The sequence below is a fragment of the Pantoea sp. PNA 03-3 genome (assembly GCF_003201175.1).
GTDB classification, from domain to species: domain Bacteria; phylum Pseudomonadota; class Gammaproteobacteria; order Enterobacterales; family Enterobacteriaceae; genus Pantoea; species Pantoea stewartii.
In genome coordinates, this window is the sequence record NZ_QICO01000003.1 from 91,013 (window position 1) to 102,885 (window position 11,873).

The 11,873-nt window shown below is 56.1% G+C and carries 10 protein-coding genes; 6 read left to right on the plus strand and 4 right to left on the minus strand.

Going from position 1 to position 11,873, the window contains the following annotated elements; genetic code table 11:
* Positions 1–5: 5 nt before the first annotated feature.
* Positions 6–2,066, minus strand: a complete 2,061-nt coding sequence (gene ppk1 / locus C7433_RS10265) for a polyphosphate kinase 1 (RefSeq protein ID WP_006120467.1) — start codon at positions 2,064–2,066, stop codon at positions 6–8.
* A gap of 154 nt (positions 2,067–2,220) precedes the next feature.
* Here ppk1 and C7433_RS10270 point away from each other — a divergent pair, with 154 nt between their 5' ends.
* Genes C7433_RS10270 through pstB form a run of 3 tightly spaced genes read left to right on the plus strand, consistent with a single transcriptional unit; the run spans position 2,221 to position 6,728 of the window.
* The gene (locus C7433_RS10270; RefSeq protein ID WP_110268125.1) at positions 2,221–4,317 is read left to right on the plus strand and encodes an ABC transporter permease subunit; all 2,097 of its coding nucleotides are present in this window, start codon (positions 2,221–2,223) and stop codon (positions 4,315–4,317) included.
* Positions 4,314–5,948, plus strand: a complete 1,635-nt coding sequence (gene pstA / locus C7433_RS10275) for a phosphate ABC transporter permease PstA (RefSeq protein ID WP_110268126.1) — start codon at positions 4,314–4,316, stop codon at positions 5,946–5,948. Before C7433_RS10270 ends, pstA begins: the two co-directional genes overlap by 4 nt.
* A gap of 12 nt (positions 5,949–5,960) precedes the next feature.
* Entirely contained in the window at positions 5,961–6,728 is a 768-nt protein-coding gene (pstB, locus tag C7433_RS10280) for a phosphate ABC transporter ATP-binding protein PstB (protein ID WP_033740860.1), read from the plus strand.
* A gap of 28 nt (positions 6,729–6,756) precedes the next feature.
* Here pstB and purN read toward each other — a convergent pair whose 3' ends face one another.
* Both purN and purM read right to left on the minus strand, forming a co-directional pair.
* Positions 6,757–7,395 (minus strand): phosphoribosylglycinamide formyltransferase, encoded by a 639-nt coding sequence (gene purN, locus C7433_RS10285; RefSeq protein WP_006120462.1) that lies wholly within the window; start codon positions 7,393–7,395, stop codon positions 6,757–6,759.
* On the minus strand, positions 7,392–8,432 hold the full coding sequence (gene purM, locus C7433_RS10290) for a phosphoribosylformylglycinamidine cyclo-ligase (RefSeq protein ID WP_110268127.1): 1,041 nt from the start codon (positions 8,430–8,432) through the stop codon (positions 7,392–7,394). Before purM ends, purN begins: the two co-directional genes overlap by 4 nt.
* 219 nt (positions 8,433–8,651) lie before the next feature.
* Here purM and upp point away from each other — a divergent pair, with 219 nt between their 5' ends.
* The 3 genes from upp to hda all read left to right on the plus strand — a co-directional run bounded on the left by upp (position 8,652) and on the right by hda (position 11,526).
* Positions 8,652–9,278, plus strand: a complete 627-nt coding sequence (gene upp / locus C7433_RS10295) for a uracil phosphoribosyltransferase (protein WP_013026702.1) — start codon at positions 8,652–8,654, stop codon at positions 9,276–9,278.
* Positions 9,279–9,434: 156 nt separating this feature from the next.
* Positions 9,435–10,724 carry a uracil permease gene (gene uraA, locus C7433_RS10300; protein ID WP_006120457.1) on the plus strand — a complete coding sequence of 430 codons (1,290 nt, stop codon included), beginning with the start codon at positions 9,435–9,437 and terminating at the stop codon, positions 10,722–10,724.
* 94 nt (positions 10,725–10,818) lie between these two features.
* Entirely contained in the window at positions 10,819–11,526 is a 708-nt protein-coding gene (hda, locus tag C7433_RS10305; RefSeq protein WP_033740991.1) for a DnaA inactivator Hda, read from the plus strand.
* Here hda and arsC read toward each other — a convergent pair.
* The gene (arsC, locus tag C7433_RS10310; protein ID WP_006120455.1) at positions 11,523–11,870 is read right to left on the minus strand and encodes an arsenate reductase (glutaredoxin); all 348 of its coding nucleotides are present in this window, start codon (positions 11,868–11,870) and stop codon (positions 11,523–11,525) included. The two genes, hda and arsC, sit on opposite strands and share 4 nt — an antisense overlap.
* Between the last annotated feature and the right edge of the window lie 3 nt (positions 11,871–11,873).

Below are 11,873 nucleotides of genomic sequence, written 5' to 3' on the forward strand. Positions count from 1 at the left end.
AGGCGTTATTCAGGTTGTTCCAGCTTCTTAATGTATTCGTAAATCGCCATTTGCGACCGCACCTTACGACGATTGCCGCGCTGAACGTATTGGTTGCTCAGCTCTTTATCCACGACGCGCGCTTTAACCGTGTCGCTGAGCTGAATGGCAATGATATCCAGAATGCGCTGCTTTATTTGTGGATCCAGGATAGCCACAGCCACTTCGATACGGTAATCAATGTTACGCGTCATCCAGTCAGCCGAGGAGAGAAACACTTTCTTGTCCCCACCGTTTTCAAAGATATAAACGCGGTCATGTTCCAGGAAGCGATCAACGATACTGATCACACGAATATTTTCACTGATCCCAGGCAAGTCCGGAATCAATGAGCACATCCCACGAACCAGTAAATTAACATTTACGCCAACGCTGGAGGCCGTATAAAGCCTGTCTACCAGCCCTTTGTCCACCAGGTTGTTAATTTTAAGAGTTATGCCACTGGGGCGCTTTTGTTGGGCATTCGCAATCTCGTTATCGATCAAATCATACAGCATCCGACGTGAGTTTTGCGGAGAAACCATCAGGTGATCAAACGTCACCGGGCGGTACGGGTTTTCGATAAAGTTAAAGACCCGGCGCACTTCATTGGTGATCCGCGCATCGGCGGTCAGCAGCGAGTAGTCCGTGTACAGACGCGCGGTTTTCTCATTAAAGTTACCGGTGCCGATGTGGGCATAGCGCACGATTTCTTCGCCTTCACGACGGGAAATCAGGAACAGTTTGGCGTGAATTTTCAGGCCAGGCGCCGAGAAAATAACGTGAACACCGGCTTCTGTCAGGCGCTTAGCCCAGTAAATATTGGCTTCTTCATCGAAACGCGCCTGAAGTTCGACGACCACCGTCACTTTCTTACCGTTATAGGCGGCGTGAATCATCGCATCCATGATGCGGGAATGCTTGGCGACGCGGTAAATATTAATTTTAATCGCCAGCACGCTGGGGTCGAATGATGCCTGGCGTAGCAGTTCAAGCACATGCTCGAACGTGTGATACGGATAATAAAGCAGGACGTCGCGATTACGAATGGCGTCAAAACCGTTGCGGAAGCCGTCAAAACCAATGTGGCGAATCTGCGGCATCGGACGGTTAATCAGGTTGTTTTTCCCGACGTTAGGAAACCCGATAAAGTCTTTGAAGTTGTGATAGCGTCCGCCTGCCAGCACGGAGTCGTAGTTGGAAATCGACAGCTTGTCGCACAGCAGCGCCACCATAGAATCCGGCATATCACGCTGATAGACAAAACGCACAGGTTCTGCCGTCAGACGCTGTTTCAGGCTGGAGGACATCAGTTCCAGCAGGCTGGACTCCATTTCGGTGACCAGATCGTACTCCGCATCGCGCGTCATTTTCATTGAATAGGCGTTCAGCGTGTCGTAATCGTAGAAACCTTTGAAAATATCATCCAGGCAGTAGCGCAGGATGTTGTCTAACAGGATCATCGGCTTGCGGCGGCGCGGCGGCTCCGCAGGCAGATTAATAAAACGCGGGACCTTGTCTGACGGGATTTCCAGCAACGCGTACTGAATATCGCTGCCGCGAATGATCTCGACCGCCAGATAGGTGTAATCGTCTTTCAGAAACTCCGTCAGGTCGGTTTCATGGGTAATCAGGATCGGCGTGATGTGCTGACGCAGTTCATGCTTAAAGTAGTGACGCAGCCAGCTTTGCTGATTAGGTGAAAGCTGACGTTCGTTAATCAGAAAGATTTGATTGCGCGCCATTTCCAGCAACAGGTCGTTGTAGAGCGCATCAAATTCCTGATCCGATTTCAGTACGCGCTGCTGAATCTTCTTCAACAGGTGGCGCGGTGTGCTGGCGGAGCCTTGCTCTTCGCCAATCAGGATGCGTCGTTTCAGGTCGGCAAACCGGACCTTGTAAAATTCGTCGAGGTTATTTGAGTAAATACCTAAGAAACGCATACGTTCAATCAGCGGATTACTTTTGTCTGCCGCTTCCTGCAAAACACGTTCGTTAAAGCACAACCAGCTCATTTCTTTTTCAATATAAAGCTTTACCTGACCCATTCTCACTCCGTATGACGGTTGCAGGACTGACGACGCTACAGTATCCATCAGCATTATGGCGAGAGTATGGCAGGCTTGTCCAACAGCAAAAGTTGTCTTATCAAGCCGCTACGGGCAACATAGCGACTCATTTTCGCCGCATAATCAGGGCCGCATGAGCGTAAACCATATTCCCGTCCAGTTTAGCGATCGCCGACGTCGTGCTATTGACCGTTATACGCGGCGCCTCGTCACGTGCTGCGGGGTCGCTATTCTGTTACTGATGATGCTGCTGTTCTTTTGGTTGCTCTGGGTGGTCCTGCCGTTGTTTAGCGCACCGGGTGTGCACAGTCTCAGTCATCAGCGGCTCTGGGATGCATCGCCCGCACTGGCCATTGGTAATAAAGGCAGCGTTGGCTGGCGTATCAGTCGTGATGGCAAGGCACGATTTATACCGCTGAATGGCCAACCGCCTGAGCCCGCGCTGATGCTGACGCCCGCGCCGCAACAGGTGGTAACGAGCGCCGATGGCAATACGGTGCTGCTCAACGCACATGGCAGTTTAACCCTGTTGCAGCCGGTGATAAGCAAAGGCGAAGGCGAATGGCATTTTCCGTTGGGCGATAGCGGCTTTCGTCTGCCCCAGGGCGACGTAAAAGAAATGGCTGTTGCCACACTTCGTCCCGATCAATGGCGGCTTGCAGCGCTCACTGACGCGGGCGTCAGTCTGTTAACGCTGGAAACTAACCGCCAGGCTGCGCTCATCCAGCTGCCGGGTCTGCAGCCTGCGCATCTGGTGCTTTCGCCTAAAGGCGACCTGCTGTACACCACCGAAGGCCGCCTGCTACGGGTCTGGCAAATCGATGACGGGCGGGCCTGGCTGCGGGAAACGCAGATGCTGCCGGAAGCGCCCCAACATATGCAGTTACTGGCCGGAGGCCAAACGCTGCTAATTCAGGACAGTCACGGTATTACGCAATGGTTTTCCATTGCTGGCGATAACGGCCTGCGCCTGCACGCCATCCGCACGTTCGCACACAGCGCCGGACAGGGTCTGATCGTCAGTGAGGCGCAGCGCCGGGTTTTCGCTACCTTTGATCAAACCGGCCTGCTTAAGGTCTTTGCCAGCAAACAGGATGGGCCCATTCTGCAACACCAGTTAGCACCCGGCATCCTGCAGGCGCAGTTTTCGCCGCAGGGTGACAGCCTGTTGCTGGAGCGATCGTCAGGTTGGGAAACCCTTAAACTGACCAATCCCTGGCCGGATGTGACCTGGCGTAACTTCTGGCAAAAAATCTGGTATGAAAACTATCCCAAAGCCGACTGGGTCTGGCAGTCCACCAATGCCGGAGACAGCTATCAGGCGAAGTTCAGTTTAATTCCGATGGTGGTGGGCACGCTGAAAGCGGCCAGTATGGCGCTGCTTTTTGCCACGCCGCTTGCCCTGGCGGCCGCGATGTACACCGCCTGGTTTATGGCACCCGGTTTACGTCGTTGGGTGAAGCCTGCGATAGAGATGATGGGGGCGTTGCCCAGTGTGGTGATTGGGTTGATTGCCGGATTATGGTTAGCGCCCCATGTCGGTCAGGCATTAACAGGAATTCTGTTGCTGCCGGTCACGCTGGCGGGCAGTCTGCTTGGCTGCGGTATTCTGGCCCGCCGCTTACCGGCCCGCTGGCGGCAGCCGGGCCATGAGGTTATCCTGCTGCTGCCCGTGCTGCTTATTGTCGCGGCGTTAACGCTCTGGCTACCGACGCTTATCGTGCCGGATGCCGGTGACTGGCTGCCGCATTACGCGCAGCGTAATCTGCTGATAGCGGCGCTGGCGATGGGGTTTGCGCTGGTGCCGATGATTTTTACGCTGGCGGAAGATGCGCTGTTCAGCGTTCCGGCGTCGCTGGGGCAGGGCTCACTGGCGCTGGGCGCCACGCCGTGGCAAACCCTGACGCGGGTCGTGCTGCCGGGAGCGTCAGCCGGCATTTTTGCCGCGCTGATGATTGGTTTCGGACGGGCCGTAGGCGAAACCATGATTCTCTTAATGGCCACCGGGAACACGCCGCAAACTGAAGGCGGCCTGTTCAGTGGCCTGCGCACGCTGTCAGCCAATATCGCGATTGAAATGCCTGAGGCGGCCGTTGGCAGCGCACATTACCGGATTCTGTTTTTAAGTGCGCTGGTGCTGCTGGTCTTCACGTTGATGATCAATACGGTTGCCGAGCTTATCCGCCAGCGTCTGCGCCTGCGTTTTAGCCAGTATAAGGAGCAGGCATGAAGGCGATACGACAAAACGATCGCTGGCGTTGGCTTACGGCGGGTGCCGTGACGGTCTGTTTACTGGCCTTTACCCTGTTGATCGCGCTGCTGGGATGGCAGGGGCTGCGCGCGTTCTGGCCCCATCCCGTCGATCTCTATCAGTTCACACTGCCTGATGGCAGCAAAACCCGTGTACTGGGCGAAACGCTTGAGCGGCAATCGCATTATCCGGCGCCTGCCGCCGCGTCAGACGGCAAACCGGGCGACGTACATCGCTATCTGATTAAGACCGGCAACCGGGACTGGGCCGCGCCTGACTTTCGGGCGGTGCTGAGTCAGCAGGCACCGATTGTCAGCCAGCCGGACGACGTGATGGTGCTGCAGCGCCGCAGTCAGGGGAATGCCTATGGCTGGTTTGTCGGCCTGCGGGAAGAGAATGATGTTCTTACGGCAAAAGACATTATGGCGCTTCTGCAACAGCGCCTTGAACAGGTAAAGCTTATCGAGCAGCAGGCCAGCGAGATGCGTCGGGTCGATATTGCCCGGTTGAATGAACAACTGGACCAGTTGGACGATCAGGCTGAGCATCAGCGCGCGGCAAAGCAGTTCGATTTGCAGGCGCAGTCAGAATACGAGGCCAACCAGGCGGCGCTGCAACGCCGCCTTCTTCAGCTGAATGACAGGCTGAACAGCCTGCAAGCGGAAAGCCAGCGTGATGCGCTGATTCTGCGCGATGTGAACGGCACTGATCACCGCATTCCCCTGTCGCAGATTGTGGAAGCCTGGCAACCCAACGCGATGAGCCTGACGCAAAAAATGGGGCATTTCTGCCAGCAGGTGTGGCGCTTTATTAGCGATTCGCCTGCCGAAGGAGAAAGCGAGTTTGGCGTGTTTCCGGCGATATTTGGCACGGTGCTCATGGTGCTGCTGATGTCTGTAGTTGTGATGCCGCTGGGCGTTATCGCGGCGCTGTGGCTACATGAATATGCGGAACGCAACGCGTTGACCCGTCTGGTACGCATCGCCGTGGTCAACCTGGCGGGCGTGCCCTCGATTGTTTATGGCGTATTTGGACTGGGCTTTTTTGTCTGGCTGGTGGGCGGCACGGTGGACCAGCTGTTTTACAGCAGCACCTTGCCCGCCCCGACATTTGGTACGCCCGGTTTGCTGTGGGCGTCGCTGACACTGGCCCTGCTGACCTTGCCGGTGGTGATTGTCGCGACGGAAGAAGGGCTTTCCCGCATTCCCGACAGTCTTCGGCAGGGCTCCCTGGCGCTGGGGGCGACCCAGGCAGAAACGCTCTGGAACGTGGTATTGCCTATGGCCGTTCCGGCCATGTTAACCGGACTGATTCTGGCCGTGGCACGTGCCGCAGGCGAGACCGCGCCTCTGATGCTGGTGGGCGTGGTTAAAATGGTGCCGGAACTGCCGGTAGATGCGGTGTTCCCTTACCTGCACCTCGACAGAAAATTTATGCATCTGGGCTTTCAGATCTATGATCTCGCCTTTCAGAGCCCTAATACCGAAGCCGACCGGCCGCTGGTTTTCGCCACGGCGCTGCTTCTGGTGCTCATTATTCTGTTACTGAACCTGTTAGCTATGGGCCTGCGTCACCGCCTGCGTGAACGCTATCGCCTGATGACTCAATAACTGACGATGACTATGATGCCCGAAACTGATATTGCGCTAACCGTTGATCATCTGTCGCTCTGGTACGGTGAGCGCCAGGTGCTTCAGGATGTCTCGCTGCAACTGCCCAAAAATCGCATCACCGCATTGATTGGCCCGTCCGGCTGCGGCAAATCAACGCTGCTGCGCTGCTTTAATCGTATGAACGACGTGATTGATCGCTGCCGCATTGAAGGGGACATTCTGCTGGATCAGCAGTCGATTATGCGACCTGCTCAGGATGTCTCTGCGCTGCGTCGCCGGGTCGGGATGGTGTTTCAGCGGCCCAATCCGTTTCCCAAATCGGTTTACGAAAATGTGGTGTACGGACTGCGGCTGCAAGGGGTGCGCGATAAGCGCGTACTGAATGAAGCCTGTGAACGGGCACTCCGGGCGGCGGCGCTGTGGGGCGAGGTGAAAGATCAGCTGGCACAGAATGCGCTGACGCTTTCCACGGGGCAGCAACAAAGGCTGGTTATCGCCCGCGCTATTGCGATTGAGCCGGACGTCCTGTTACTTGATGAGCCAACATCCGCGCTGGACCCGATTTCTACCCTGGTGATCGAAGAACTGATGAGTACGCTCAGGCAGCATTTCACCCTGGTGCTGGTCACCCACAACATGCAGCAGGCTTCACGCGTGTCGGATTACACAGCCTTTATGCATCAGGGATCGCTGGTGGAGTTTGATACCACAGACAGGATTTTCACCACACCACAGGTGCGCCGGACAGAAGATTACATCACCGGGCGTTACGGTTGAAAGGGCAGGGAGCCTGGCTCCCTGAGCATTAATCGTGGGCGTAGCCCTGAGCGGGTAAGGGATGACCATCCAGCCAGGCTTTTCCCTCACGCATGGTCAGTCGGCCTTCGGTAAACCAGTTAATTACCAGTGGGTAGATGGCATGTTCCTGATGCTGCACGCGTTCGGTAATCTCGGCCTCGCTGTCTTCAGCAAACACCGGCACCCTGGCCTGCAAAATGACCGGGCCACCATCCAGTTCATCGGTCACGAAGTGCACGGACGTACCGTGCTCCTTATCGCCGTTTTCCAGTGCCTGGCGGTGCGTATGCAGACCGGGATATTTCGGCAGCAGCGACGGATGAATGTTCAGCAGACGGTCAGAGTAATGCGCCACGAAGCCCGGACTCAGAATGCGCATATAACCCGCCAGCACCACCAGATCCGGTGCATACGCATCGATCTCACGCATCAGCTGCCGATCAAAACTGTCGCGATCGTTAAAGTCACGTGCATCCAGCGCTTTTGCCGGGATCCCGGCCTCCTGCGCGCGAACTAAACCATAGGCGGAGGCTTTGTTACTGAACACGGCAGCGACGCTGCCGTGAATACGCCCGTTTGCACAGGCGTCGAGGATGGACTGAAGGTTACTTCCGTTACCCGAAATCAGTACAACCAGCTTTTTCATGAATGAATAACCACACGCTCTTCCGAGTCTGAGGCGTTAATCACACCAATTTTCCAGGCGTTTTCCCCGGCAGCACGCATCAGGTCAACGGCCTTATCCGCGTCAGCCGGGCTCAGCGCGATGATCATGCCCACGCCGCAGTTGAAGGTGCGATACATCTCATGACGACTGACATTGCCCGCCTGCTGCATCCAGCCGAACACGGCAGGCCACTGCCAGCTTTTCTCGTCAATCACCGCCTGAGTATTGTCGGGCAGGACACGCGGAATGTTTTCCCAGAAACCGCCACCGGTGAGGTGAGCAATCGCGTGCACATCCACCTGCTCAATCAGGCTGAGGATGTTTTTGACGTAAATACGCGTCGGCGCCAGTAAGTGATCGGCCAGCGGTTTGCCTTCCAGTTGCTCAACCAACGGATCGGTGCCGCTGACTTCCAGAATCTTACGCACCAGGGAATAGCCATTCGAGTGCGGGCCGCTTGAGCCCAGGGCGATCAGCACATCACCGTCCTGAACCTTGCTACCGTCAATGATTTCTGACTTTTCAACCACACCGACGCAAAAGCCCGCGACATCGTAATCTTCGCCATGATACATGCCCGGCATTTCAGCGGTTTCGCCGCCCACCAGCGCACAGCCTGACTGCAGACAACCTTCGGCGATACCGGTGATGACCGCCGATGCGGTTTCCACATCCAGCTTGCCGGTCGCGTAGTAATCCAGGAAGAAGAGAGGCTCCGCGCCCTGTACCACCAGGTCGTTAACACACATAGCAACCAGATCGATACCAATGGCATCGTGACGTTTGAGATCCATCGCCAGACGCAGCTTGGTGCCCACGCCATCGGTGCCGGAGACCAGCACAGGCTCACGGTATTTTTGCGGCAGCGCACAAAGCGCACCGAAGCCGCCTAGTCCACCCATGACTTCCGGGCGACGCGTCTTTTTCACTACGCCTTTAATACGGTCAACCAGAGCGTTACCAGCATCAATATCAACACCGGCGTCTTTGTAGCTGAGAGAGGTCTTATCGGTCACTGCGAGGTCCCCACGCGAGTTGCGGTTGGTGGTTTAATATAAAGCGCGGCAATTCTATCAGCGCAGGCAAACGTTTGCGAGTCTCAGATTGCGTCCCCGACAATTTTCATCAATCCTTATTTTATGCGGTGGATTGCGCAAGCACATGTGGCGCGATGTTAAAAAGGCGGTATAATCCCGCGATTTTTTTTTAGCTCAACTCACTCCGGGAGAACAACAATGAAGATCGTGGAAGTTAAACACCCGCTGGTCAAACATAAACTGGGACTGATGCGTGAGCATGATATCAGTACGAAGCGTTTCCGTGAGCTGGCCTCTGAAGTGGGCAGTCTGCTGACCTATGAAGCCACGGCCGATCTGGAAACCGAAAAGGTCACCATTGAGGGCTGGAATGGCCCGGTTCAGGTTGATCAAATTAAAGGCAAAAAAATCACCGTTGTGCCCATCCTGCGTGCCGGCCTGGGCATGATGGAAGGCGTACTGGAGCACGTGCCCAGCGCGCGCATCAGCGTGGTAGGCGTGTACCGTGACGAAGAAACGCTGGAGCCTGTACCTTATTTCCAGAAGCTGGTGTCCAACATTGAAGAGCGCCTGGCGCTGGTGGTCGATCCGATGCTGGCGACGGGCGGCTCCATGATCGCCACTATCGATCTCCTGAAAAAAGCCGGCTGCAGCAGCATTAAAGTGCTGGTGCTGGTCGCTGCGCCAGAAGGCATTGCCGCACTGGAGAAAGCGCACCCGGACGTGGAGCTGTACACCGCCTCCGTGGACCAGGGCCTGAACGACAAGGGCTACATCATTCCGGGCCTGGGTGACGCGGGCGATAAGATTTTCGGCACCAAATAGTGACCTGTTCAGGCGGCTTCATGCAGCACCTTGCTGTCAGCCTGCAGGCGCAGGCCGAGCCGCTTTTTTTCGCAACAGCCAATAACCTTCATCAGCCGACCAGAGAGTCGGCTTTTTTTTGACCAAAAACAGACTATCAACTCAAGGGGACTTTTAATGACTCGTCGCGCTATCGGCGTTAGCGAACGGCCGCCATTACTGCAAACGATTCCGCTCAGCCTGCAACATCTGTTCGCCATGTTCGGCGCAACGGTGCTGGTACCCATCCTCTTTCATATCAACCCGGCTACGGTACTGCTGTTTAACGGTGTCGGGACGCTGCTGTATCTGTTTATCTGTAAAGGCAAGATCCCCGCTTATCTGGGATCCAGTTTTGCCTTTATTTCACCTGTTTTACTCCTGCTGCCGCTGGGTTACGAAGTGGCGCTGGGGGGATTTATTCTCTGCGGCGTGCTGTTCTGTCTGGTCGCGTTGATCGTCAAAAAAGCCGGTACCGGCTGGCTGGATGTGATGTTTCCGCCTGCAGCAATGGGCGCTATCGTGGCGGTCATTGGTCTGGAGCTGGCGGGTGTCGCAGCAAACATGGCGGGCCTGCTCCCTGCTGAAGGTCATGCGCCTGACGGGACAACCGTGCTGATTTCGCTGGTCACCCTGGCCGTCACCGTTTTTGGCTCGGTGTTATTTCGTGGCTTTATGGCCATTATCCCGATTTTGATCGGCGTGCTGGTGGGCTACGCGCTTTCCGCTTTTATGGGCATTGTGGACTGGCGCGGCGTGGAAAATGCGCCGTGGTTTGCATTACCGACGTTTTATACGCCGCGTTTTGAATGGGTGGCGATGTTAACGATCCTGCCCGCCGCGCTGGTGGTGATCGCCGAACACGTGGGCCACCTGGTGGTCACGGCCAATATTGTTAAGCGTGATCTGGTCCGTGATCCCGGCCTGCATCGTTCCATGTTCGCCAACGGTTTATCGACCGTCATCTCGGGTTTCTTTGGATCCACGCCAAACACCACCTATGGTGAAAACATTGGCGTAATGGCCATTACCCGCGTTTACAGCACCTGGGTGATTGGCGGCGCGGCCATTTTCGCGATTTTGCTCTCCTGCGTGGGCAAACTGGCAGCGGCTATACAGGCGATCCCGGTGCCGGTCATGGGCGGCGTGTCCTTGCTGCTCTACGGCGTCATCGGTGCCTCCGGTATTCGTGTCCTGATCGAATCCAAAGTGGACTACAACAAAGCGCAAAACCTGATTCTGACCTCCGTGATCCTGATCATTGGCGTCAGCGGCGCGAAAGTGCACATCGGTGCCGCCGAGCTGAAAGGGATGGCGCTGGCGACGCTGGTTGGCGTTGCGCTGGCGTTGATTTTCCGCGTTATTTCCCTGCTGCGCCCGGAAGAAGTGGTGCTTGATGCAGAAGAGACACGCGACACATCGTCATGATGAAGGCCTGAAGACGCGGGCAGGGACGCCCGATTCATCTCTTCGCAAAAACTATGATAGACTGCCCCCGATTTTTGCCTGTTCGCTTGCTGAGGTGCTTCTGAACACGCCGGCACAATTGTCATTGCCACTCTATCTACCTGACAACGAAACCTTTGCCAGCTTCTGGCCGGGGGAAAACCCCTCGCTGATCGCTGCGATCAAGGGGGCGCTAAGCCAACAACATGGCAGCTATCTCTACTTCTGGTCGCGCGAAGGAGGAGGGCGCAGCCATCTGCTGCACGCTGCCTGCGCTGAAATGTCCGCGCGTGGTGAAGCCGTGGGCTATGTACCGCTGGATAAGCGCACCTGGTTTGTTCCAGAGGTGCTGGACGGCATGGAACAACTGCCGCTGGTTTGCATCGACAATATCGAATGCATCGCGGGAGAAGAAGCCTGGGAAATGGCGATTTTTAATCTCTATAACCGCATCCTGGAAACCGGCAATACCCGGCTCTTTATTACCGGCGATCGTCCCCCGCGTCAGCTGAACCTGCATTTACCCGATCTGGCATCACGGCTCGACTGGGGGCAAATCTACCGTCTGCAGCCGCTCTCCGATGAAGATAAGTTACAGGCTTTACAGCTTCGCGCCGGACTGCGTGGGTTCGAACTGCCTGAAGACGTCGGCCGGTTTTTACTGAAGCGGCTGGATCGGGAGATGCGCACGCTGTTTGATACGCTGGATCGTCTGGATAGCGCCTCTATCAGTGCGCAACGCAAACTGACGATCCCGTTTGTTAAAGAAACGCTTGGACTTTAAAGAATCGCCAGTACCGCCTCGGGCGGACGGCCTAAGCGGGCCCGATCGCCATTGATCACAATGGGCCGCTCAATCAGAATGGGATTTTCCACCATCGCGTCCAGCAAAGCGCTTTCGCTTAACGCTGCCTGATCCAGCGCCAGGGCGGTATAGGTCGGTTCGTTGCGGCGCATCAACTGACGCGCGCTCTCCATGCCGAGTTTCTGCAGCAGAATCTGCAACGTCGCTTTGTCGGGCGGCGTCTCCAGATAGCGCACAATCACCGGCTGGATGCCTCGCTGCTCCAGCAGTGCCAGGGTTTCCCGACTCTTACTGCAACGGGGATTATGATAAAGCGTCACCATACT